The 22,584-nt window shown below is 47.6% G+C and carries 23 protein-coding genes; 15 read left to right on the plus strand and 8 right to left on the minus strand.

Annotated elements, in window-relative coordinates:
• Positions 1-88: 88 nt before the first annotated feature.
• Positions 89-286 carry a PA3496 family putative envelope integrity protein gene (locus H735_RS12580; RefSeq protein WP_009706697.1) on the plus strand — a complete coding sequence of 66 codons (198 nt, stop codon included), beginning with the start codon at positions 89-91 and terminating at the stop codon, positions 284-286.
• 165 nt (positions 287-451) lie between these two features.
• Complete coding sequence (gene ribA, locus H735_RS30075; protein ID WP_020197815.1) at positions 452-1,510, plus strand: GTP cyclohydrolase II; 1,059 nt, start codon at positions 452-454, stop codon at positions 1,508-1,510.
• A gap of 96 nt (positions 1,511-1,606) precedes the next feature.
• Here the strand turns inward: ribA and H735_RS12595 are convergent, their stop codons facing one another.
• Positions 1,607-2,362 carry a substrate-binding periplasmic protein gene (locus H735_RS12595; protein ID WP_027726833.1) on the minus strand — a complete coding sequence of 252 codons (756 nt, stop codon included), beginning with the start codon at positions 2,360-2,362 and terminating at the stop codon, positions 1,607-1,609.
• 68 nt (positions 2,363-2,430) lie between these two features.
• Between H735_RS12595 and H735_RS12600 the strand changes: the two genes are divergently transcribed.
• The 3 genes from H735_RS12600 to H735_RS12610 all read left to right on the plus strand — a co-directional run bounded on the left by H735_RS12600 (position 2,431) and on the right by H735_RS12610 (position 5,504).
• Positions 2,431-4,350 carry an ATP-binding protein gene (locus H735_RS12600; protein WP_020197813.1) on the plus strand — a complete coding sequence of 640 codons (1,920 nt, stop codon included), beginning with the start codon at positions 2,431-2,433 and terminating at the stop codon, positions 4,348-4,350.
• Between the two features lie 94 nt (positions 4,351-4,444).
• The gene (locus tag H735_RS12605; protein ID WP_005435877.1) at positions 4,445-4,654 is read left to right on the plus strand and encodes a DUF3283 family protein; all 210 of its coding nucleotides are present in this window, start codon (positions 4,445-4,447) and stop codon (positions 4,652-4,654) included.
• 133 nt (positions 4,655-4,787) lie between these two features.
• Positions 4,788-5,504, plus strand: a complete 717-nt coding sequence (locus H735_RS12610) for a YebC/PmpR family DNA-binding transcriptional regulator (RefSeq protein ID WP_005435878.1) — start codon at positions 4,788-4,790, stop codon at positions 5,502-5,504.
• Between the two features lie 83 nt (positions 5,505-5,587).
• Here H735_RS12610 and rodA read toward each other — a convergent pair whose 3' ends face one another.
• The 3 genes from rodA to H735_RS12625 all read right to left on the minus strand — a co-directional run bounded on the left by rodA (position 5,588) and on the right by H735_RS12625 (position 9,057).
• Positions 5,588-6,670 (minus strand): rod shape-determining protein RodA, encoded by a 1,083-nt coding sequence (rodA, locus tag H735_RS12615; RefSeq protein ID WP_009706701.1) that lies wholly within the window; start codon positions 6,668-6,670, stop codon positions 5,588-5,590.
• 316 nt (positions 6,671-6,986) lie between these two features.
• Positions 6,987-7,997 carry a DUF2955 domain-containing protein gene (locus H735_RS12620; RefSeq protein ID WP_020197812.1) on the minus strand — a complete coding sequence of 337 codons (1,011 nt, stop codon included), beginning with the start codon at positions 7,995-7,997 and terminating at the stop codon, positions 6,987-6,989.
• A 10-nt stretch (positions 7,998-8,007) separates the two neighbouring features.
• Positions 8,008-9,057, minus strand: a complete 1,050-nt coding sequence (locus H735_RS12625) for an HlyD family secretion protein (protein ID WP_020197811.1) — start codon at positions 9,055-9,057, stop codon at positions 8,008-8,010.
• Between the two features lie 119 nt (positions 9,058-9,176).
• Between H735_RS12625 and H735_RS12630 the strand changes: the two genes are divergently transcribed.
• The 9 genes from H735_RS12630 to H735_RS12670 all read left to right on the plus strand — a co-directional run bounded on the left by H735_RS12630 (position 9,177) and on the right by H735_RS12670 (position 17,518).
• Positions 9,177-10,097 (plus strand): LysR family transcriptional regulator, encoded by a 921-nt coding sequence (locus tag H735_RS12630; protein WP_010453678.1) that lies wholly within the window; start codon positions 9,177-9,179, stop codon positions 10,095-10,097.
• Positions 10,098-10,181: 84 nt separating this feature from the next.
• Complete coding sequence (locus H735_RS12635; RefSeq protein WP_017189795.1) at positions 10,182-10,850, plus strand: hypothetical protein; 669 nt, start codon at positions 10,182-10,184, stop codon at positions 10,848-10,850.
• Between the two features lie 9 nt (positions 10,851-10,859).
• Positions 10,860-11,558: an ABC transporter ATP-binding protein gene (locus tag H735_RS12640; RefSeq protein WP_020197810.1), complete on the plus strand. Its 699-nt coding sequence runs from the start codon at positions 10,860-10,862 to the stop codon at positions 11,556-11,558.
• Positions 11,546-12,814 carry an ABC transporter permease gene (locus tag H735_RS12645; RefSeq protein WP_020197809.1) on the plus strand — a complete coding sequence of 423 codons (1,269 nt, stop codon included), beginning with the start codon at positions 11,546-11,548 and terminating at the stop codon, positions 12,812-12,814. The genes H735_RS12640 and H735_RS12645 overlap by 13 nt, the downstream gene beginning before the upstream one ends.
• Complete coding sequence (locus H735_RS12650) at positions 12,807-13,592, plus strand: outer membrane lipoprotein-sorting protein (RefSeq protein WP_020197808.1); 786 nt, start codon at positions 12,807-12,809, stop codon at positions 13,590-13,592. The genes H735_RS12645 and H735_RS12650 overlap by 8 nt, the downstream gene beginning before the upstream one ends.
• A gap of 45 nt (positions 13,593-13,637) precedes the next feature.
• Positions 13,638-14,984, plus strand: a complete 1,347-nt coding sequence (locus H735_RS12655; RefSeq protein ID WP_020197807.1) for a hypothetical protein — start codon at positions 13,638-13,640, stop codon at positions 14,982-14,984.
• Positions 14,985-16,007, plus strand: coding sequence for a sensor histidine kinase (locus H735_RS12660; RefSeq protein WP_020197806.1), 1,023 nt, complete (start codon positions 14,985-14,987; stop codon positions 16,005-16,007).
• A 15-nt stretch (positions 16,008-16,022) separates the two neighbouring features.
• Positions 16,023-16,814 carry a LytR/AlgR family response regulator transcription factor gene (locus H735_RS12665; RefSeq protein WP_020197805.1) on the plus strand — a complete coding sequence of 264 codons (792 nt, stop codon included), beginning with the start codon at positions 16,023-16,025 and terminating at the stop codon, positions 16,812-16,814.
• A 68-nt stretch (positions 16,815-16,882) separates the two neighbouring features.
• Entirely contained in the window at positions 16,883-17,518 is a 636-nt protein-coding gene (locus H735_RS12670; RefSeq protein ID WP_020197804.1) for a DUF2268 domain-containing putative Zn-dependent protease, read from the plus strand.
• 382 nt (positions 17,519-17,900) lie between these two features.
• On the opposite strand, the gene H735_RS12675 is transcribed toward H735_RS12670, so the two are convergent.
• The 4 genes from H735_RS12675 to H735_RS12690 form a co-directional block, all read right to left on the minus strand.
• On the minus strand, positions 17,901-18,395 hold the full coding sequence (locus H735_RS12675; RefSeq protein ID WP_020195057.1) for a peptidylprolyl isomerase: 495 nt from the start codon (positions 18,393-18,395) through the stop codon (positions 17,901-17,903).
• Positions 18,396-18,516: 121 nt separating this feature from the next.
• Complete coding sequence (locus H735_RS12680; protein ID WP_027726605.1) at positions 18,517-20,178, minus strand: methyl-accepting chemotaxis protein; 1,662 nt, start codon at positions 20,176-20,178, stop codon at positions 18,517-18,519.
• A gap of 175 nt (positions 20,179-20,353) precedes the next feature.
• Positions 20,354-20,740 carry a thiol-disulfide oxidoreductase DCC family protein gene (locus tag H735_RS12685; RefSeq protein WP_020195059.1) on the minus strand — a complete coding sequence of 129 codons (387 nt, stop codon included), beginning with the start codon at positions 20,738-20,740 and terminating at the stop codon, positions 20,354-20,356.
• Between the two features lie 41 nt (positions 20,741-20,781).
• The gene (locus tag H735_RS12690) at positions 20,782-21,555 is read right to left on the minus strand and encodes a DUF4344 domain-containing metallopeptidase (protein WP_027726606.1); all 774 of its coding nucleotides are present in this window, start codon (positions 21,553-21,555) and stop codon (positions 20,782-20,784) included.
• 198 nt (positions 21,556-21,753) lie between these two features.
• Between H735_RS12690 and H735_RS12695 the strand changes: the two genes are divergently transcribed.
• Positions 21,754-22,386: a CatB-related O-acetyltransferase gene (locus H735_RS12695; protein ID WP_020195061.1), complete on the plus strand. Its 633-nt coding sequence runs from the start codon at positions 21,754-21,756 to the stop codon at positions 22,384-22,386.
• The last annotated feature ends 198 nt before the right edge of the window (positions 22,387-22,584 follow it).

The following is a 22,584-nucleotide window of genomic DNA, read 5'->3' on the forward strand; positions in this document are numbered from 1 at the left end:
GGTCACATTTCCTCACAGTTTTTCTTACCTCTGCATTGGGGGTTTGCTATAGATTACCCATCGAAAACATGGTGTGTTCGGAGGAAATATGTCCATTAATTCTATCGACCATGAAGAGATGAGCAACATCGCTCACAAATGGGAACTCCCTGAAGAAGAAACCGTTGTGAGACCTGAGAAAACCGTGAAATCTGCCGAAGCAAGACGTCGTATTGAAGCTCTTCGTGAAATCCGTGAAAGCGGCTTGAGCATCGAAGAAGCAAGGGAACTTGGCTTAATTCACTAATTCTCGCACTGCGGAATTAAACCATGGGGTGGTCATAAGACTGCCCTTTTCATTTTTATGATTTACAACCAGTTATTTGACTTTCTCTCCCTGCGTTACTAAAGCTTATATCAATAGCAATATGCTTTTTGTTGACTATTGAACAGCAATGTCAGGAGTACGATTATGGTTGATCAGATCCTTTTCTATGAACCCGATGAATCCCACGGTTTCCTCTCCAACTTTTGCCAAGCGCAAATAAAAGTTTCCACCCAATCTTGGCCCACCAGCGAACACTATTACCAAGCTCAAAAATTCAGCGACCGCGCACTACAAAATAAAATCCTCACCGCAAAAAGCCCCGACGAAGCCTTTGCTTTAAGCCGCAAATATCAACATCTTGTCCGTGAAGATTGGGACGACGACAAACTCTCCGTAATGGCGTTTATCGTCCGTGAGAAGTTTCTACAAAACCCGCTACTAGCCCAACAGCTGATGGAAACGGGGAATGCCTGCTTGACCGAACATTCGCATAAAGATGCCTTTTGGGGCGATGGTGGTGACGGCTCGGGTGAAAACCATTTAGGGGAGATTTTGATGAATGTACGTGCTGAGCTAAAACACGTCGAGCCTTATAACTTGGTGCGCTTTGTCGATAAAGCCAAGCTACCAACCCAATGGGGCACGTTTATCATGCATGGTTTTATCGAGAACGCGACGGGAAAAGAGCACCTAGCTTTGGTGTATGGTGACCCTGCAAACAGTAAAGCGCCGCTGATTCGTCTGCATTCAGAATGTTTAACCGGTGATGCGCTGTTCAGTACTCGTTGTGATTGTGGTTTCCAGCTTAACCGTGCATTGCAAAATATTGTCGAAGAAGGCTGTGGCGTGCTGCTCTACTTGCGTCAAGAGGGCAGGGGAATTGGGTTAATCAATAAGATTCGTGCGTATCACTTACAAGATGAAGGTGCAGACACGGTCGAAGCCAATGAGCGCCTGGGTTTTGCTGCTGATATGCGTGATTACGCGTTTTGTAAGGGGATGCTCGACCACCTGAATATTGATCAAGTGCGTTTGATGACCAACAACCCACGCAAGCTTGCAGCGCTGAAGAAGGTGAACATTAACGTAGTTGAGCGGGTGCCACTACAAGAAGGTAATAACCCAAATAACCAACACTACCTAAAAACCAAAGCCAATAAGCTCGGCCACATGTTCGACCCTAAGTTTGTTGAACAAGATTAAGTGCTCGAACCAGATTAATCACAGAGAAGAAATAAAAATGAAACCGCCAGCTTGTTGAAGCTGGCGGTTTTTTCATGATTGGTTAGGTATGAGTGGTTAGATGTATTTTTTGATGATGTTGTCGATTTGCCCCGAACTTTTGAGCTCCGCTAGGCGTTTATTGATGAAGCTCTGCACTTTCGGATTCATCTGAGGAGAGAAAGCCAGATAGATGGAGTAATCTGGAATGACAGAGCTGAAAGATTGGATCTGGAAGTCTCCCATTGGCAGCTCTAAACGTTTGATGTTGTACACCACACGCGATTCCATCTCGACAAAGGCGGTATCACCAGGAGTGCGTTGCAGAACGCGGTAAGCGGCGTCGTAGTCTTTCACGCGCATTTCATTGACCGTGCCGTTTTCAAAGAACGGACTTAAGTTCGGATAATCAAAGCCAAGCAACAGTACGATAGAGCGACCTTGCATGTGCTGCATATCGCTAAATTTGAATGGCGCTTTACTGCTCGAAACCAGCACGTGTTTTACAGTGTAAATAGGTTGTTCAGAGAGGTTTTCTGATTGCACCTTACCCCAATTCGGGCTGCCATAAGTGACCCAATTCTCCTCGCCGCCCGCTTCAAGTACTGAAATCATGCGCTTAAATGGGTAAGTGTGGTATTTCACCTCATAATCGGATTCGGCAAAGATAGCACTGACGATGTCAGTCACAATTCCGGAATGTTGTTCACCTTGTTGTTCTATTTGGAATGGTCGAGCTTGCTCAGAGATAACGTAGTAGTTTACTTCGCTCGCCATGGTGTGTGCGCTTAAGGCCATAAAACTAAAGCCTAATGTACGTAAGAGTCCTTTCATCCTAACCTCGATTATTGTCGTGACGTGACTATATTTATAGTAGCGCATGTTTAAGGGAGCGATTTCATATGGAGACAAAAGAGCGAACTCAACGTCGATTTAGTATCGGCAATCAGCTGATGCTGGCGATTTTTGCGTTGAGTTTAATCTTTACTGTGATCATTTCTTCCATCAGTTTGTATCGTGACTTCAACGATGATCTTGCTCGCTTGGATAAAGAACTTGAACAGGTGAAAACCAGCTACCTTTCTAGCTTTTCTGCCAGTCTGTGGGTAGAAGACAGAGAATTGCTGCACACCCAAGCAGAAGGAGCGATGCGCTTACCCTCAGTGGATTACCTAAGAATCGCGACTCCGGATGAAGTGATCTTCGAATTAGGCTCGGCCTTGACGGAAGATCGGATCGAGCGTCAATGGCCCTTGCAATACGACATGGGAGTTAAAACCTACGATCTTGCCGAAGTTACGGTGCAATCGGATCTCAGCCCGATCTATCAAGGATTATGGCAAACCTTCTTTTTTCTTGTGATCGCGGAAGCGATCAAGATCTTCTTGCTCATCATCGGTGTTCTCTGGGTGACGTTTCGTTTGATGGTCAAGCCACTTCAATTGCTCTCAGGTGCAGTGAGTGATTTTAGCGGCGGCCATGTACCGAGCAAAGTGCAGCTCCCCAAGCGTTGGTTTTTCGATGAAGTGAGTTTATTAGAACGCAAATACAACCGAAGCGTTGAGCGTGTCAGTGAGCACCAGCTGGAAATCGAAGAAGCACGTGACAAAGCCGAAGTGGCAAATCGTAAGAAGAGTGAATTTCTTGCCACCATGAGCCATGAAATTCGTACGCCGATGAATGGGATTATCGGCATTGCTTCCTTACTTGGGGATACCAAGCTAGATGAACAGCAAAAAGACTTTGTTTCCATTATCAACAGCTCTTCCAACTCACTGATGGTCATCATCGACGACATTCTCGACTTTTCTAAAATTGAAGCGGGTAAAATTGAGCTTGAGACGGCCACTTATAATCTGCTCGATCTGCTGCATGAAGTTGGCAGATTGCACACCGTTAAAGCTCAGCAAAAAGGCTTACAGTTGGTTTGCGATATCGACGCTCAACTCCCTTCAGAAGTGGAAGGTGATGTGGGGAGGCTCAAACAAGTGCTGAGTAACTTACTCAGTAATGCCGTCAAGTTCACCGAGCGTGGCCATGTTAAGTTGATGGTGTCACAAGTGAACCGAGAAGATGATGTCGCCAGCGTGCATTTCCGTGTGGTCGATTCGGGTATTGGTATTGCGAAAGAAAACCAGCAAGCGGTGTTTGAGAAGTTTCAGCAAGCCGACGGCAGCACCACGAGAAAATACGGCGGTACTGGTTTAGGCTTAGCGATTTGCAGCAGCTTGGTCGAAGTGATGGGCGGCGAGATCCGTCTGACCAGTGAGCCTGGGCTTGGCAGTTGTTTTGAATTTACTATTCCACTCAATATCGTCAGTGATACACCAATTGCGCCAAGTACACCGAACGTGCTTGATTTTCGTAACGGTGAAGACAGCGCGCCAAAAAGCCTTAAACCAACCAAAGACGAGGGCAAACCTTGGATTCTGGTGGTAGAAGACACCGCGGTAAACCAAAAAGTCGTGCGCATTATGTTGGAAAAACTCGGCATGCAGGTGAATGTGGCAGAACACGGTGAAGAGGCGATCCAACAGTGCCAAGAACATCAATTCGATTTGATATTGATGGACTGTCAAATGCCTGTGATGGATGGGTTTATTGCTACTGAAAACATTCGCAAGATGGGCGAGTGGGGCCAGCAAGTGCCGATCATTGCTTTAAGCGCCAATGTGATTAAAGAAGATCAACAGCGTTGTTTTGATGTTGGCATGAATGAGTTTGTTGCCAAACCGGTTACCAAGGAGCGTTTGCAGCAAATTTTTGAGCAATATCTTCCTGATTCATTGCAAACCCGATCGAATCCCAAGGAAGCAACTTGAAATTGATCAAGGAAAGTGCGTTTCACTTCTTAAAAGTCAAATCTGTGTGCTATAGTGCGCGGCTAGTATTTATTAAAGTACCTTGAGGCTGTGAATGTCGTTCAATCTATCCCTGTTGCCGCCTGACGAGAAAAACAAAATCGAACTTGATAAGCAAGCATCGTTTTTGGTTTGGAAGCTTAAAGAAGCGAAATCTGGTCCTGAAGCGATAGAAGAAGAGTTGTCTAAGATTAACGACGCTGATGAGAAAGTGTTTTTTCAACAGGCAATCGATAAGTACAAACGAGTAATGGGTGTCGCATAAAGCGAGCGTGGCTCTGGTGTAAACCGTAGCGGCGAATGAGGTTTCCTCCCCATTCCTTTGCAAGGTGAAAGGTAAAATCTTCACTCTTTGCTAAAATCCTTCGCATTAAATTTGAATTTAGAGAGACATCCCGATGGGAAGAAGTTTTGAAGTGCGCAAAGCCTCAATGGCGAAAACTGCAGGCGCAAAAATTAAAGTTTATTCCAAATACGGTAAAGAAATTTACATGTGCGCGAAAAACGGTGGTGGTGATCCAGACATGAACTTGTCTCTGAAGCACCTGATCGCAAAAGCGAAAAAAGACCAAGTTCCTGCACACGTTATCGATAAAGCGATCGACAAAGCGAACGGCGGCGGTGGTGAAGACTACACTCCAGCACGTTACGAAGGCTTTGGCCCTGGTGGTACAAGCGTGATCGTAGACTGTCTAACAGACAACGGTAACCGTACATTCCAAGACGTTCGCCAATGCTTTGTTAAAGTAGGTGCGAAAATTGGTGTTGAAGGTTCTGTTTCTCACATGTTCGATCACCAAGCGGTATTCCAGTTCAAAGGCGAAGATGATGAAATCATCCTAGAAACGCTAATGATGGAAGACGTAGACGTTACTGACGTTGAGCTAGAAGACGGTGTTATCACTGTATTCGCACCTCACACTGAGTTCTTCAAAACAAAAACTGCGCTTAACGCTGCATTCCCAGATCTAACGATCGATGTTGAAGAAATCACATTCGTACCGCAAACGAACACGCCAGTAACAGGCGAAGACGCAGAGAAATTCCAGAAGTTCCTAGACCTTCTAGATGACTGTGACGACGTTCAACAGGTATACCACAACGGCGAACTATAATTCGGTTCTCCAGTTGTAAAAAAGGCTTCCCGAGGGAAGCCTTTTTTGATCGTGTTGTTTGTCTTTTTTATTGTGACTAGCGTTTAGGTGTTTCGGTACTTGGAATAACACAGCGACATGATCACACCAAAACAGATGCCTTGGGTTAGCATCGCCGTACCACCGTAGCTAAAGAACGGCAATGGGCTACCCATTACTGGCAACAAGCCACTTACCATGCCGGTGTTGATGAAGGCGTAAAGGAAGAAGCTCATCGCCAATGCACCACTTACCAGACGACTGAAGAAGTGCTCAGATTGGCACGCCAGCAGCATCACTCGCGCCGTAATGAACAAATACAGCGCTAACAACACCACACAACCGATAAAGCCCCATTCTTCTGCGTAGGTCGAGAAGATAAAGTCAGTATGGCTTTCAGGGATAAAGCCTAGCGTACCTTGAGTGGCATTCATCCAGCCTTTGCCTTTCATGCCGCCAGAACCAATCGCAATCAACGATTGGATGATTTGGTAGCCCGAACCCAGTGGATCCGATTCAGGGTGCAAGAACTGCGTTACACGGCTCTTTTGATACGCTTCCATCACAAAGAACCAGAGTATTGGTGCCAGCGTAAGAATACTCACCAAAAAGCCGCCAATGATCTTCCAGCTCATGCCAGCAAAGAACAGCACAAACAACGCGTAAATCACGGTGAAGATAGCGCCGTCTAAGTCAGGTTGTAAGGCAATTAAGCCTGCAGGAATAAAGGTGATCAGCAAACAGAAAGCAATTTTTCGAATGTCTGGTCGCCCACCTTCTAGATGCAGCATCCACGCGATCATAATGGGAATGGAGAGCTTGATTAGCTCAGAGGGTTGAAAGCGGAAGAAGCCGATATCGAGCCAACGCTGTGAGCCATTGGTGCTATCGCCAAATAAGGCAACGGCAGCCAAGAGCGAAACCGCAACCAGATACAAATAAGGCGCTGAACGTTGATAACTGGACGCAGGAATCGACGACATGACCAAAATACACACCAGCGTCAAACCGCATCGAGCGAGGTGCTTAAATAGCATAGCTTCATTAAATCCACTGGCACTCCAGAGAGTGAGTGAACTCAATAGCATGATCGGAATGATCGCCATCAGCAATGGCAAATCAATCCTAGGGAAGAAACGCTTGTTCATCTTCTACAACCTAAAAACGCCCCAACGCGGGGCGAAAACAACCAGAACTCTGCGAGCTCAAACTATTCCGATGCTAAGAATCCAATTTGGAAATAACAGACACCACGCAAAGGTGTGCAAGAGAGGAGTGTGCGACGCCGCCTGTTATGGGTAAGCTGACTTGGAAAGTCGTGGGATGGATAAATACACCAGGCTGAGGTTTTGCGCCACATTTTTTATAAGATTGAAATGGAAATTGGTACAGACAACGCAATGAAATGAGCAAAATAGGAAAGGGAATCGCCTTAAGTATTGGGTACTTAAGGCGATGGCACGATTAGGCTCGGGCTTTTTCTGGTTTGTGCGTGAAATGGTACAACGCCCACAGCACAAACAAAGTCACGGTAAGCTCCCAAGCTCGGAGGAAGGTGCTCTCCAAGCCCAGTTCATTGCTGGTCATGTACAGCTGAATTGGCAACATGGTCGCCAATAACGCGTCGGCATGGACGTCTTTGGCTGGGCCTTTCGCTTTTGCCATTGATGCGGTGATCATAAAAGCAAGCAGACCCAATACTATGGTGTAATAACCGAACGTGGATTGATGTCCTGCCATCAGTAAAGTGAACACTACGGCTAATGCACAGCCGCCCACTTGAGTTTGAAAACGGCGGTCAACCACGTCGATAAAGCTTTTGTGTGTGGTTTGTGTTGCGGCGGCAATCACAGGCACCAAACAAAACGTTGCTGAAATGATGTCGACAATCATCAAGAACGCCACACCAAGACCAATCAATGCGAGTGAAATCGCTCGGTTCTCAAACGTAATAGGCTCTTCTTCAAATGCTGGTGGTTTGCCGCCACGTTCAACAGGGAACAGAGTCACCATGGTTTTTGCAACGACCATGGTAATCAGCATTGATAGCAGGATTTCATGAATGCGCATTGGCATGTCCATGGTGGTGTGCTGAGCAAACACCACAATCAGAATCCAGTTGAAGGTTGGCATTAGCATCTGACCTTTCTTCGGCGGTGTGGTCGCTCTGCGGCGCATAAAATCGAAGAAGAACAAGCTAATGGTCCACACTACAAATGGATGTTGCGAAAACACTTCGGTCACCACCAACGCTGCACTTGCTGCTAATAACGTAGGTAGCAAGGTGCGAAGCAGACCAAGCCAAGAGTAGTCTTTGTTCTTGGTCATGATGATGGTTGGGTACAGCGCCAGATAAACTGGAGAATCAAGGTTCAGCAGTTTGCCCAGCACCATACAAATCGTCACAGTAAGGGCAACGCGCAGTGCTTCATTGCGCTCAGAACGACTTTGAAACAGGCTTTCGAAGGTCCACATGGTTCACCCCCTAGTAGATGTAGCGGAACATCGCCACCAAGTGAATCCAAGCCGAGCCAATTACGTCCATAACAGGATTGCCGCTTTCAACGATCACACTCGCTCGTGAACCAGAAATCATTGAAGGATCTAACTCGTTAACGGTAATGCGAGTACGCACTTTCTGTTGCTCACGGATCCAACGAGTATCATTGGTCACGCTAGAAAGCTGTCCATTAGCATTGTTGGTATCGTAAATCGCACGTTCTTGGCTGCTGACTTCACCACTAAATACTTTGCCCGGTAGCGCATCGAAGGACACCAACACTTCGCGACCATTAGTTAGCTTATCAATGCCTTTTTCGTTGAAGTCTGCACTGATCCACGCATGGGCTTCGTCCACTAGCAACAACGAAGCTGTGCCTTGTGTGATGTAGCTGCCTGATTGCAGTTGCAAATTCGTTACCACGCCTTCGGTTTGCGCCACGATTTGGGTGTGGCTTAGGTCGAGCTCTGCACTGGCAAGTTTTGCTTCTGCCAATTCAATAGCCGCCGTGCGGTCTTGAGTAGAAAGCTCTGCCTCAATGCGTTTCACTTCCGCGTTCGCTGCTTCAACCGCGCTGCTGGCGACTTGTGTATTGGTGATCGCGTCATCCAGCTCTTGCTCAGTAGCCAGCCCTTTGTTGCGCAGTTTCTGGTTACGCGCCAGTTTTTGCTTCGCGTTGTGATATTCGAATTCGCGTTGGCTTTGGGTTTGCTTCGCTGCTGCCAATTGTTGCCATTTCGCGGAATCTGATTCACGTGCTTGGCGCAGTTCGGCTTTGGCTTGTGCCACTTTCAATTGGTAACTGCTGGCATCGATAGCAAACAGTGGCTGACCTTTTTCAACCAATTCACCGTTGTTCACCATCACATCTGTGATCACGCCAGATACCTCAGGCGCAATGGTTGCGACATTACGATGCAGTGTCGCTTGGGTGGTGAAAGGGGAAACATTATCTGAGGTGACTAAAAAAACGGAGAACAAAGCTGCCGCTGAAAAAACAGTGTATATCGCGTATTTATAAAAATTTTCTTTCACGTCTGTACCTAGTATTCATTCGTTATTAAGCGCCGCGTTCACGGCATATTCGGGTCTCTTTTCTACGTGGGCTAGGTTATACTCATCTAAAATTGGAAAAAATAACCAATGGAAGAAGTATGAATTCCATATTTGGAAACGTTGATGATCTGTACCTGTTTTGCTCAGTGGTTGAGCAAGGTTCTCTGCTCGCGGCAGCGAAAAAGCTCGAACTGCCGGTCTCTACTATGTCTCGTCGTTTATCGGCGCTGGAAGCACGTCTAGGATTGAGATTGCTGGAGAAGAAAGGCCGTGAGTTGGTGGCAACCGAGACAGGCTTACAGGCGTTTGATCAGCTCAGCAGTGCGATGGCGCAGATTGAATCCGGCATCTTGCAGCTCAACCAGCAAAGCCAACAAGTCGAAGGGCGAATTCGATTGGTGATGCCAAGCCGCTTCTACAATGACTTGGTCGACAAGGTGGTTGAGGACTACATCAAAACCTACCCAAAAGTGACCATTGATCTGCTGCTTAGCCAAGTGAATTCGATTCCAGAAACCGATCGTGATCTGGTGGTGACATTTGAATTGGACGGGTTAGATGACATGATCGCTCGTCCGTTGTTTAAAGCGGAACATGCCTTTTTTGTTAGCCCTGAGTACTTAGCGCAAGCGGGCGGCAGCATTGAAAGCTTAGAGGATTTAGCTAAGCAAGATTGGGTCGCCAGCACGCACACCACGCAAGTGCCTATTTACCAACAAGACAAGTTGGTGGACATGCTCAACTGCAAGCCGCGCTTAGTGGTCAATGATATAACCGCAGTGATCAAAGCAGTAGAAAACGGCTTGGGGATCGCCTCGATTCCCATTCGTCATGTGAAACCTGAGCTGAATTTGGTGCAGGTCGCGCAGTCCTACAGTCGTGGGGATCGTCAAGCTTATCTGGTTTATCGCCAACGCAACTACCAGCCTAAGGCTCTCAGCTTAATGATTGAGGCGATATTGCAGGCTGCCGAAACACAAAACCATTCATCCTCTCTCAATACCATTCACTCCGCATAACTGCCATTGGTCGCATGCAAAAGCAGCGTGCGATCTTCTCCCTTAATCTGAAACCATCAAATCACGTTCAACTAAGGACAGTACATGATGGTTTCTCAATCTCGCTCAATTAAAGCTCTTAAACTGGCAAGTACGTTTATCGCCGCATTTGCACTTAGCAGCAATCTGGCTCTGGCTAATCCAAGCGAGCGCACACTCAGTCAATTCAACCAAGCTGCGCAGGGTGACTCTGGCTTAGTTGATACCGTTTACGGCGAATTATCCAAACAACTCGAAGAGCAGGGCGCAACGCCGGTGACCTTGGTTTACTTAGGCAGTGCGGAGACGTTGCAAGGTCGTGAGGCGTTTATGCCTTGGAACAAGATGAAGTTCACCGAGCGCGGTCTTGCCACAATCCAAAAAGGTTTGGACCTAATGGCGAATCAGCCAGTACCACTGCAAGAGCAACAACGCTTACAAGGCTTACCTGAATACCAACTGGCCACCGCCATGGCAGCCACTACCTTTACCTCTCTGCCAGATATGTTCAATCACTTTGAGCGCGGCTACGAGCTGTACCTTTCTCTGCTCGATGAACCGAGTTTTAGTCAGCAACCTTTTGCGGCTACTTCATGGATTTACCGTTATGCCATTGAAGCAGCGCTGCGCGCTGAAGACGTTCAACAAGCCAAAACATGGTTAGCGCAAATGGAGCAGTTGGGTGACAGCAATTTAGAAACGCAAACCGCAAAAGCGCTGCTAGCGAAATATTAGGGAGGCGTCATGATCGTTTTTAATCAACTTAGTCGCGATTACGCCCTTGGCAACCAAACCGTACGTGCATTGCGAGACGTGTCTGGTGAAGTGTTTGCCGGCGAAATGGTGGCTCTGTGTGGACCGTCTGGCTCAGGCAAAAGCACCTTACTTAACGTGCTTGGCATGCTGGATACTCAATACCAAGGTCAGGTGACATTTGCCGGTAGCCCATACCCAACCGGGCAAATGCAGGCGGCGAAAATGCGCCGCGAAAAGCTTGGCTTTGTGTTCCAAAAATTCAACCTTGTCCCCGTGATGACGGCGCTAGAGAACGTGGCGTATCCGCTGCATCTCAACGGCTTTTCAAAAGCAGAACAAATCGAGCTCGCCACACAAATGTTAGAACACGTTGGCTTGTGCGAGTTTATTCATCACATGCCCGATAACTTGTCGGGCGGTCAGCAACAACGCGTGGCAATTGCGCGCGCCTTAGTGCACAAACCGGCGCTGGTGATTGCTGATGAGCCAACCGCAAGTCTTGATAGCCAAACTGCCAACAAGGTCATCGACATTATGAAAGGGCTCGGACACGAGCTTGGCACCACTTTTATCGTCGCTACACACGACCCTCGTATGGCATCTCGCTGCGATCGAACCATTGAGTTGGTGGATGGCAAAATCACCCAAACGCACGCGAGTGTGGAGGAGGTTTCATGGGCAAGCTAATTCCTGTTTCGGTTCGCCTTGCTTGGTTGAATCTGCAACGCAATCGCCGCCGCAGTTTATTGTCGATGCTGATCATCGCCATTGCGGTGTTTGCGTTAACCAGTGCGGGTGGTTTTGGTCTTTACACCTACGACAGTTTGAAAGAATCGACAGCACGTGACACGGGGCATCTGACGTTAACCACGCCGGGTTATTTCGCCAAAGAAGAAGAGATGCCGCTGAGTAACGGTTTAACTCATGCCGACGACATCACCAAGCAATTGATTGGGTTGAATGAAGTGCGAGGTGTGCAGCCTCGAGTTGAGTTCAGTGGCTTGATTTCCAACGGCAACAAGTCGTCGATCTTTATCGGTATTGGCGTTAACGAACGCGAATTCGATATGAAAGGACCGTTTTTAGACGTACGTGAAGGGCAGACGCTGTCCAACATTCATGCATCGCGTTATGACCCAGCAGAGCCAGAAGTGATGCTTGGCGTTGATTTGGCGAACAACTTAAGCGTACACGTTGGCGATTGGATTACCTTGCTGGCGACCACAACCGACGGTGCATTGAACGCGTATGACTTCAAAGTACGTGGCATCTACTCAACCGGCGTACCTGAGCTTGATAAACGCCAGTTGTATGTGCACATCAACAGCGCGCAATCGCTGCTCGGTTCAGACAAAGTCAGCGCGTTATCTGTCTTTCTGTTCGATACCAGTTTAACTAACCAAGTCGAGCAACAAGTGGCTTCGGTTCTGAGTAAGCAAAAACAGAACTTTGGTGATCAAGATATTGAAATTACGCCTTGGCAAGAACGTGCGTTCTTTTATCTCAAGGTGAAAGATTTGTACGACCGTATCTTCGGCATCATGGGTGCAGTGATGGCGCTGGTGGTCTTTGTTGCGCTGTTCAACACCATGACCATGTCGGTGACTGAACGCACCCGTGAAATTGGCACCTTGTCAGCACTTGGTAGCTACCCTCGCGAAATTATTGCTGGGTTCTTGCGCGAAGCAGGCTTACTTGCGGTGATTGGCAGCTTAATCGGCGCTTTGTTCACTGCACTAGTCACCATTTTACTGATGGTCGTGGATGTGCAAATGCCGCCACCGCCAGGACGCACAGAAGGTTACCCATTGACGATTTACTTCTCTTGGGAGCTGGTGGCTGTCGCAGGATTCGCAGTATTGATGATTTGTTTGATTGCGGCGTTTTTCTCGGCGCGCAAAGGGGTGAACAAGCCAATTACGGAGGCACTGATTTATGTTTAATTTCAAATCACTATTACCAATTGCATTGCTGACGGTAACTGGCGTTGCAAGCATGAATGTCAGTGCGAATGAAACAGCACTAGATGCACAGCAAGTTGCGCAATTGATTGAAAAAGCGGACAGCTACCGCTTGCAAGATGATTCCTCCAAAGTGGTGTCACTGGTGCGCTTATATCAAGACCAAGAGTTAGATAAAACCCGCCTTTACCACGTGTACACGCGTCCAAATCGTGAATCGCTGGTGGTGTTCAAATCAGCAGTCGAAGCTGGGCAAAAGATGCTGATGATGGGCGACAACTACTGGCTGCAAATGCCTAAGAGCCGCCGTCCGATTCGCATTACGCCGATGCAAAAGCTGCTTGGGGAAGCGTCTATCGGCGACATCTCAACCCTGACGTGGAGCCAAGATTATCAAGGTGAATGGAAAGCGACAGAAACCGTTTCGGTGAACGGAGAAAGTGTCGCGGCTTATCATCTTGTTCTAACCGCGAAGACCAAAGGGGCGAGCTATCAGAAGATCGACTTGTGGTTGTCTGAGCAAGATGCGTTTCCTATCAAAGCCGATCTTTACTTGCGCTCTGGCAAACTCGCCAAGCAAGCGCAATACGGACGTGCAACCGACAACGGTGAAGACTACGTCAGTGAGATGACCTTGCTTGATAGCATTCAGCCGAGCAAAAAGACCGTTATCGAGTACCAAGAAATCGTGCCTTGGCAACTGGATAACAAGTTCTACAACCCAAGCTATCTGCCTAAAGCCAATACGACTCAGCTTTAGCCTGAACTCCGAAAATAGAACCATAAAAACGAGCAAGGAAGTTACATGAAATCGCACCAGCCTAACCTTAACAAAAGCACCAGTTTGTTGATTGCTGCCTCATTGTGTGTGGGCGCGTCAGCCCCTGCTTTTGCCAATGACGAACTGAGTTTTGAGTGGGATTGGGCTGTCAGTTACGAAACTGCCAAGCAGCGTGACAGCGCATTTATGCAGGCGCAGGGCAGTTCTCGTGATTCACTTAATGCACTGTTGGATGTGCAAGTGAACTATCAAAACTTCAGTGGCTTGTTCGCTCTGTACAGCCAAGGTTTGTACCTCAATCAACAAGGTGAGAGTGACTGGTGGAGTGAAGCTGATAGCCAGTTGCTGATTCGTGAGCTGGCTTGGCTAGGGGAGTGGCAAGTCGGTGATACCACTCTGGATGTGAGTTTGGGTAAGTTACGCGTGGATTGGGGCGTGGGTTATGGCTACCGACCTTTGGATCTGTTTAAGCCTTATCGACAAAATCCTGTTGGCTTAGTAGCAGAAGAAGGTGCGGGTGTGTTTTCACTTTCACACTACGATATGGAAGGCGAGTGGACGGTGATTGCGACGGATTCAAGCTGGGGGCAACAAGACCAAAGTGCACTGGATCAAGCCGCAGAGCAGCAAGGTGTTGGTATTCGTCGTTATGCGCTGGTGGGTGATACCGAGTATCAACTTATTGGTTATTACGATGATGTGCGCCGAGGTTTACTTGGCGCCAGTGCCATTGCTGTGTGGGATGAATCTATCGCCATGCACGGATCCATGCTGTGGCAAAAGCAAAGTGTTGGCTATCAGTTTCAGCAGGATGATCTTTACCGACCCGTTTCGGTTGAGGAGCAGGGCAGTGCATTCCAAGCCTTAATTGGATTGAACTGGGCAAACCAAGCCGGACACAACGTGATTGCTGAATATTGGTACGACAGCCGTGCATGGTCGAAAAGCGAATGGCAACAAGCAATAGAGCGTGGCGAATTACTCTCTCAGCTCCCTGAACCTAACAACTCTCTGTTGGCTAGCAGCGCTCTACTTGCGACAAGTTACGCCCAAGGGTTTCAGCACGCCAATATCGTTCAGCATAACGTAATGCTGCACTGGAGTTGGGATTTGGAAGCGTGGGCTGCATGGAACGGTAAAGCGGATATGGGCTGGCTAAGTGATGTAACCCCTACGTTGGATGTGATGCTGTCGCCACAAGATGGTGGTGTGATCGTCACGCAGTGGCTTAACTACCAATGGATTGATACCGGCGATCAAAGTGTAGAAGTGGAAGTTGCCGCACGCTTTTTAACCGGAGACGACCAATCTGCTTACGCACAAATCAATGATAAGCATATGATTGTATTTAACATCAAAGGGAAATTCTAAATGTGTTCAGCAAAATCAGTGGTGAAAAGTGGATGGCCGCGTAGCTTATTAGTGACCACGGCATTTTGTCTCTTTATCGCAGCAATGACGCTCTCGGTTTGGGGCGGTCCATTTTACATTCATGTGGCGGTTAGCTTTGGATTTGGCTATTCGGCTATCTTCTTCTCATGGCTTGTCGACCGCTTGTTTCCTACCATTCCTCGTTTGGCGGAAGTGGCTATCTCGCTGACGGCATGCTTATTGTTTGGTGTGGTGAACGCTCAGCTTTGGCTTGGGGAATACTTCGGTATCTCAAGTATGCTGTCGGTTGGTCTCATGGGGTTGTTATTCAGTGCAATGTGCTTTTTCTATTTCTACTCACGCGAGCAACATGCGATCGCTCAACGAGAGTTGGAAGCCATCAAACGCGAGAAAGCAGAGCAAGATCGTGCGCTGTTGCTGAGCCAGCTTAAGCAGATGCAAAGCCAGATTGAACCGCATTTCTTATTCAATACTTTGGCAAATATCAGTGCGCTCATGTCGCAAGATGTTGATAAAGCCAAGCTGATGCTAGAACAGTTAACCGCGTTACTCCGTGCAACGCTAAAAAGCTCACGCGAAGAACACACCACCATAGACAATGAAACGGCGTTACTTGAGGCTTACTTAGGCATCCAGCAAACCCGTTTAGGTGACCGACTCAGCTACAAGATTGAGGTGGAAGAGGGACTAGGCAGAACCGAGTTACCGCCGATGATGCTCCAACCTTTAATCGAAAACGCTATCATCCATGGTATTGAGCCGAAGCAAGAAGGTGGCGAAGTCAGTTTGCTCATCAAGCGCGAACAACAGAACTTGAAGATCGAAGTCAGAGACACGGGTGTTGGCTTGAATCACGTTAGTGGGCACATGGGCTCTGGCGTGGGTTTAAGTAATCTCAAGCAGCGAGTTGAAGCTTTGTTCGCAGGGCAAGGAGAGGTCTCTATCAGTGAGTCTGCTCAGGGTGGCGTTTGTGTTCACCTGAGTTGGCCAATGGAATCGTAATCAAGGAAGAAAGGAATGAATACAGGGTTTACAGCCATTATTGCTGATGATGAACCGCTATTGAGGCGTCATCTTGATAAAAGCCTAGCTGAAGTGTGGCCAGAGCTAGAGGTAATAGCCAAAGTCGCCGATGGTGAACAAGCGTTGCAAGCCATTGAGCAAAGCCAACCTGACATTGCGTTTCTTGATATTCGTATGCCAGTTCTGGATGGCATGACACTAGCGCAAAAACTCAATCAACTCTCCAATCCACCTTTGATTGTGTTTGTCACCGCGTACGATGATTACGCCATCAAAGCTTTTGAGCAAAATGCCGCCGATTATTTGCTCAAGCCTATCTCGGATGAGCGCCTACTGACGACGTGTGAAAGAGTGAAAACACGCCTTGCTAAGCGAGAGCAAGAGAGCAGTAATGTGCAGATGAGCAGCCTGTTAGAGCAACTGCAGCAATTATCTGCTCCACAAACGCCGCAATATCTTCAGTGGATCAAAGCGACGCAAGGGGAAGATATTCATCTGATCGCCACGTCTGATGTGCTGTATTTCAAAGCGGAAGAAAAATACGTTTCTGTATATGCCCAACAAGGACAAGGCAAAGTGCAGGAGTATTTGATTCGCACATCGTTGAAAGAGTTGATAGGGCAGCTTAATCCAGAACAGTTCTGGCAAGTGCACCGTTCAAGCGTGGTGCAAGTGTGCAAAATTAACAAAGTAAACAAAGACTTTGCTGGCAGAATGTTTGTGCATGTTGGAGAAAGTAAGCTCCCTGTGAGCCGTGCATCTCAAAGTTTGTTCAAAGGGATGTAATTGCTAGAACTGCTCACTCTTTACACTGTAAACTCGCTGCTCTTAACCCACATTATCAAGGAAGATAAATGAGTTATCGCGTAACCCTGTTAAATGCGACAGGAGAGTTGTCTCCAATCTCTGAGTATTTACATCAGAAACTTGATGATCTGAGCTCACAGCTTTCTAGTTACTTTGATTTAAGTAACATTGACCTCACCGTTAGCCCGTTTGATCGCAATGACGTACCGCAGACGGGGATTGGCGGCTATTGCTTAAGTGCCTATCGTGTAGAGATTCTGCTTGATACTCAACGTGCTGATATTAAAAACGTTATTGAGAAAGAACTAGCTGCGGTGTTAGCGCATGAGTTGCATCACCTGTTCCGTATGCGAGCCGGAGAGAATGGCGTTGCACTTGGTGATGTGCTGATTATGGAAGGGTTAGCTTGTCATTTCGAACGTAAGGTGAATGGAGGCATCACTCCGAGCTTGTTTGAGCAAATCAAAGATCAAGATTGGCGCCCTTTCTACGCTGAGGTGAAAGACAAGTTGACCAGCTTAGATTACAACTTCGACGCTTACTTTCTTGGCTGCGATGAAAGCCGCTGGCCGAAATACATGGGGTATTGGGTTGGGTACAACCTTGTTGCTGAATATCTGGCTGACTTTCAAGGCTCTGAACTGGATTTGGTTGGAGCCAAAGCTGAGCTTTTCTATCAATAACTCCGGCACAAGCCAAACTATACCCAAGTAACCTCGAGATGCTAGGTTCAGCGAGAATGACTTGGTTTGTAGACGCGGCGGCGATTTAAAGGTTTGGTGGGCCCAATTCGAGAATCGACAACAAAGTATACAAGCCAAGACAACTCGCCCTTTGGGAGCGTGTCATTGACTCGACTTCTGCGTCAAACAACTTGGAAAGAGCTGGCTATTACGCTGCGTTGTTTTCCTTGACCTCGAATCAATGACAACGCTCTGAATCCTGCATCTTGAAGTCACTTGGGTATAATCGGCTGAGTCATAAAAACAAAAAGCGCCTAGGTCAGAAGACATTAGGCGCTTTTGTCGTTTTATAGCGACGATTTCTCCGAAGAGGCGAATGGGCTTATTCGCTGATCGTCACTTTCTCGATAATGATTGGATCGCATGGCACATCATCGTGACCAAGTTTAGAGGTCGTTTTCACTTTCGCGATGCGATTTACGACATCCATACCCGCGGTCACTTTACCAAACACAGCGTAGCCCCAGCCTAGGTTGGTGGTTGCGGTGTGGTCTAGGAAATCATTGTCTTCCAAGTTAATGAAGAACTGTGCCGTTGCAGAGTGCGGTGCATCGGTACGCGCCATTGCGATAGTGCCAACAAGGTTCTTTAGACCACGGTTTGCTTCGTTCGCGATAGGGGCGCGTGTTGGCTTTTCTGCCATGTCTTCGGTATGACCGCCACCTTGGATCATAAAGCCGTCGATAACGCGGTGGAAAATAGTGCCGTTGTAGAAGCCATCTTCACAGTATTTTTTGAAGTTCTTTGAGCTAACTGGTGCTCGTTCTAGGTTCAGTTCAATCTCGATGTCACCGAAATTGGTGGTCATAATAATCATCTGGTTTGCCCTTGTAGGTGCTAAGTTGGCGGCATTATAGCTAAGTCGTATGAGGATAGCAGAAATAAAAACAGCGACGTTTTGGCGTCGCTGTTTGCAAGATGTAAGGGGGAGGAAAGCGTTAAACCGTAAAGCGACCGACCAAGTCGTACAGCTCGTTAGCTTTGTGGTTAAGGTTGCCACTGCCTGCGCGGTTTTGGTTGGCAAGGTGCGCCGATTGGCTGCTTTGTTGAGAGATGACTTCGATGCGTTGTGAAATCTCTTGCCCAACTTGGCTTTGCTCTTCGGTTGCCGTTGCGATCAGGGTGTTCATGTCCATGATGTTAGCAATTGCGGCTTGGATTTCTTGCAGTGCGGCAGAGGCTGCTCGTGCTTCTTCAACCGTTGCTTCACCGCGCGCTTGGCTCGAACCCATGGCTTTCACTGCCGCATCCGAGCCAGACTTCAATTGCTCAATCATTTGGTGAATTTCGCCTGTGCTGTCTTGAGTGCGACTCGCCAGTTTACGAACCTCATCGGCAACGACTGCGAAGCCGCGGCCTTGTTCGCCTGCACGGGCTGCTTCAATGGCTGCGTTCAGTGCCAATAGGTTGGTTTGCTCAGCGATGTCTTGAATCACTTCTAGCGAAGAAGAAATGTTTTGTACATCGCTCTCTAAACGAGAAATCACCGTGCTGGCTTCTGACACTTCTAAAGCGAGCGCTTCGACGGAGTTCGCTGCCGAATCAACAATGTGTTTCGCTTGCTGTGAATTTTCATCGGCGTCTTTGGCGGATTGCGCCGCTTGGTTAGCGTTGCTGGAAATCTCGTGCGCCGTTGCTGTCATCTCGGTCATTGCCGCAGCGACTTGTTCGGTTTCTTCACGTTGACCTGAAGCCAATTCATCCACTTGCAATGCTCGCTGTGACATGTCGTTGGTCTCTGAAACCACTTCTTGCCCTACGTGGCTAACGCTCTTGATTATGCCTTGCAGGCTTTCAACGAAGATATTGAAGTTACGGCTAAGCTGAGTGAACTCCGGCACGCTTGATTCTTCCATGCGCGCAGTTAAGTCTGCATCGCCTTGCGCGAAAGAGTGAATTGAAGCATCAAACTGCTCAATAGGCTTCATGATGCTGCGGTTAACAAACACCGCGAAGACCGCGACGATGGCTGCAATCGAGACACAGAACAGAGCAATTGCCGTCAGTGTGGTGTTGAGGGCCTGATGCGCGGCTTCTTCCATGTTTGCCACAATGGCGTCGATATCGTCAGTGTAGAAGCCCGTACCCAACATCAAATCCCATTCAGGAATAAAGACCGAGTAGCTCAGTTTCGGTAGTGCTTCGTTCTGACCGAGTTTCGGGAAGTAATAAGTCGTGAACTCGCCTGTTTTGGAATTTTTGATCAAATCCTGAATCAGGTAATTGCCTTTCTTGTCCTGCAAGTTATAGAAGTTCTCTCCGATGCCTTTGGTGTTTTTACCCACCACGACACGCACGCCTTTTGAATCGTAGCCAAAGATGTAGCCGGATTGACCGAACTCCAACTGTTTCAAGATAGGCAGTGCTTCTTCAAGTGGGGCATTTTGAGCGAGTAGTGGCTCGACGGCGGAGCGCGCCATTTGGACGTAGTTTTTGAGCTCGGCTTTTTTCATCTCCATCATTTGACTTCGAGTCTGCTCAATCTCGTGTTCGTTGTAGGCTGTGGTTTGTAGATAGGTGAACCACATCATGCCTATTGCCATGGTTAGAATTGGAATTATTGAAAGGATATATAGTCGTTTTCTGATCGTCAGATTCATAGAGACGTCCTTCTCTCGGCGCAGCGTTACAAGTGACAAGCTGAATAAGCTTGCCTGATAAAATTATTAATACTTATTGTTGTAATGCTTAGAGATTAACCGAGTTAATCAATCAGAAGTACTGGAAGTTTATAAATTTAGACTAAGGTCGTAGCATTTTTAAGCAGGATCACAATTAACGTGAACACGAACCGTTATTGCAGCGAGAAGTGCCCGTTAACCAGTAGGAGACGCGGTAGCGGTTTTTGGCAAATTTGAGGTAAAGCCAATCCGCAACAGGTTTGACAACGCGCCAACGTAGCGGTGCATACAACCAACCGCGACCGACCAGTTGCCATGCTCGATGAGTCACATCCAACCCAAGCAGCAGCTCTCCCTTATCGTTGAGGGCATGCAAAATGGTGTTGGCTTGCTCCGGATCGATCTGCGGATAAGCGGCGAACGCCTCGCTGTAGATATCGACGGTTTTTATTTGCTGCTTGGCATCGCGTTGTTTTAGCGCCTTCATCTCCTTGGCGCACAAGGGACAAGTGCCATCGTAAAATACGGTCAGTTTGGTCATGATTGAGCTCATTATTGGAGGTTCTTATCCCTTTTACGCGATTATTTTTCTTTTAGTTCATTGTTTTGCAAGTAATGCAGCCAATTATCGCGAATGTTGCCGTAATTGAATTGGCAGAACTCTTTACGATCGCGTAAGTAATCTTTTTCTACTTCATCTAACAAGGCTTTGTATTGCTCTGGATCGCTGCCGTAGACCAGACACAGGGTAGAGAAGTAACGCTGCAGATCGAAACTGTGCTCGTCAATGTATTCGCCAAAATCGTAGTAGTCCGGTCTGTCGTCGGATTCGAATGCGAACATGTCTGCAGCACTGATCGCCACATCGGCACCGTCATCGACGTAATCAATCAACAAAATGGTGGCGAAGTTGTCGACCGCATCTTCCTCTTTACCCAGTACAGGAATGTTTTGATCGGCAATGTAAGCGTGTCCGGCTTCGTGCAATAGTGTGTGCAGCAAAGTATCGAGCGCGCCCGTTTTCGGTGATTTACCGTAACGTTCTTGGTATTTGTTGTTGGTGAAGTAGTTGAATGATTCCAGATAGAAGGTGTAGGGAATATGGATGGTGTGGGTTTCTGGATCGTAAAGTGGACCGTCTTCGCCACCGTAGGTCAGTGTTAGTGGATTATCAAACGGGAAGTAATCATCAGAAAGCTGGACAAAGATGTCGTTCACTTCACTGCTTTCAATCACTTGCGCAGCAAAGCGATCGTCGGCAGTTTCCGCTGGGCGGTATTCGATTTTAATGTTTTCGCTCGCAGACGCTGTGGCAGCAAACAGCAGCAGAGAGGCAAAGGCAGAGTGACTTTTCATTTTCGGAATCTTGTTATTTGTTTGGTTTGCTTGAAAATTATACATGCTTTTTATAGTGTGCGCGCTGGAGGACACATTCATGAATAATCCATTACTACTGCAACCCCGCATCCAATAGGCGTCGTTGACTGAGAACGCAGCAACAACGCCACGAGAAATCGTTCCGTGGCATACATTTACTCTATTGAGGTAATTGCCATGAAAAAACATTGGTCCAAATTTCAGTACCTGCACCAAGTGGTGCAAAACCAAAACATCCATATCAAAGGCACCCACAGTTATTACAGCGATTGTTGGGATAATGGCTTCGAAGATTCTGTCGTGCGTTATCTGCATGGTGATGAAGTGAGTAAAGCGTGGCAGCCGAGGTGGGAAGTCGATCAGCTCTATATCGGTGATTACGTTTGTATTGCGGCTGAAGCGGTGATTTTGATGGGCGGCAACCACAATCACAGGACGGACTGGTTCTGTCTGTATCCGTTCCTTGATGACATCGAACAATCTTACCAAGGCAAAGGCGATACTGTGATTGGTGATTCGGCTTGGATTGGCATGCGCGCGATGATCATGCCCGGCGTCACCATTGGGGAAGGCGCAGTGATTGCCGCAAACAGCGTCGTGACCAAAGATGTTCCACCTTACACCGTGGTGGCAGGATCTCCGGCAAAGCCCGTTAAGCTTCGCTTCGAGCAAGACATCATTGATAAGCTGCTCGCCCTGCAAATCTACACGTGGGATGAAGCCAAGTTCGAGGCGCTTCGCGCTTTCATCTGCAGTAATGATATTGAACAGTTGATCATTGCAGAAGCAAACTATGAAAGTGGCGAATAGCACTGAAATGAGGAAAATTTTCAGCGATATGTTATAATCTCGCTCCGTTGTAACGAGAACACTTGTTGCAAGCTTGAGAATTTCCCGGGATTCGGCTCGTTTCAAACACCATGAGTCAGAGTTTTTGAACTACGATGGGATACAAGCAAACCCAGATGTTAGAGCGCCACCTCGGCGCTCTATTCGTTATGACGGGAA

The sequence above is a fragment of the Vibrio owensii CAIM 1854 = LMG 25443 genome (genome assembly GCF_000817815.1).
Classification (GTDB): Bacteria; Pseudomonadota; Gammaproteobacteria; order Enterobacterales; family Vibrionaceae; genus Vibrio; species Vibrio owensii.

Coding starts and splice junctions, on each gene's coding strand:
- H735_RS12695 (WP_020195061.1), top strand. CDS start 21,754: ATGAAAAAACATTGGTCCAAATTTCAGTACCTGCACCAAGTGGTGCAA.
- H735_RS12645 (WP_020197809.1), top strand. CDS start 11,546: ATGGGCAAGCTAATTCCTGTTTCGGTTCGCCTTGCTTGGTTGAATCTG.
- H735_RS12660 (WP_020197806.1), top strand. CDS start 14,985: ATGTGTTCAGCAAAATCAGTGGTGAAAAGTGGATGGCCGCGTAGCTTA.
- H735_RS12650 (WP_020197808.1), top strand. CDS start 12,807: ATGTTTAATTTCAAATCACTATTACCAATTGCATTGCTGACGGTAACT.
- H735_RS12685 (WP_020195059.1), bottom strand. CDS start 20,740: ATGACCAAACTGACCGTATTTTACGATGGCACTTGTCCCTTGTGCGCC.
- H735_RS12655 (WP_020197807.1), top strand. CDS start 13,638: ATGAAATCGCACCAGCCTAACCTTAACAAAAGCACCAGTTTGTTGATT.
- H735_RS12635 (WP_017189795.1), top strand. CDS start 10,182: ATGATGGTTTCTCAATCTCGCTCAATTAAAGCTCTTAAACTGGCAAGT.
- ribA (WP_020197815.1), top strand. CDS start 452: ATGGTTGATCAGATCCTTTTCTATGAACCCGATGAATCCCACGGTTTC.
- H735_RS12580 (WP_009706697.1), top strand. CDS start 89: ATGTCCATTAATTCTATCGACCATGAAGAGATGAGCAACATCGCTCAC.
- H735_RS12670 (WP_020197804.1), top strand. CDS start 16,883: ATGAGTTATCGCGTAACCCTGTTAAATGCGACAGGAGAGTTGTCTCCA.
- H735_RS12610 (WP_005435878.1), top strand. CDS start 4,788: ATGGGAAGAAGTTTTGAAGTGCGCAAAGCCTCAATGGCGAAAACTGCA.
- H735_RS12665 (WP_020197805.1), top strand. CDS start 16,023: ATGAATACAGGGTTTACAGCCATTATTGCTGATGATGAACCGCTATTG.
- H735_RS12605 (WP_005435877.1), top strand. CDS start 4,445: ATGTCGTTCAATCTATCCCTGTTGCCGCCTGACGAGAAAAACAAAATC.
- H735_RS12675 (WP_020195057.1), bottom strand. CDS start 18,395: ATGATTATTATGACCACCAATTTCGGTGACATCGAGATTGAACTGAAC.
- rodA (WP_009706701.1), bottom strand. CDS start 6,670: ATGAACAAGCGTTTCTTCCCTAGGATTGATTTGCCATTGCTGATGGCG.
- H735_RS12640 (WP_020197810.1), top strand. CDS start 10,860: ATGATCGTTTTTAATCAACTTAGTCGCGATTACGCCCTTGGCAACCAA.
- H735_RS12595 (WP_027726833.1), bottom strand. CDS start 2,362: ATGAAAGGACTCTTACGTACATTAGGCTTTAGTTTTATGGCCTTAAGC.
- H735_RS12630 (WP_010453678.1), top strand. CDS start 9,177: ATGAATTCCATATTTGGAAACGTTGATGATCTGTACCTGTTTTGCTCA.
- H735_RS12600 (WP_020197813.1), top strand. CDS start 2,431: ATGGAGACAAAAGAGCGAACTCAACGTCGATTTAGTATCGGCAATCAG.
- H735_RS12680 (WP_027726605.1), bottom strand. CDS start 20,178: ATGAATCTGACGATCAGAAAACGACTATATATCCTTTCAATAATTCCA.
- H735_RS12620 (WP_020197812.1), bottom strand. CDS start 7,997: ATGTGGACCTTCGAAAGCCTGTTTCAAAGTCGTTCTGAGCGCAATGAA.
- H735_RS12690 (WP_027726606.1), bottom strand. CDS start 21,555: ATGAAAAGTCACTCTGCCTTTGCCTCTCTGCTGCTGTTTGCTGCCACA.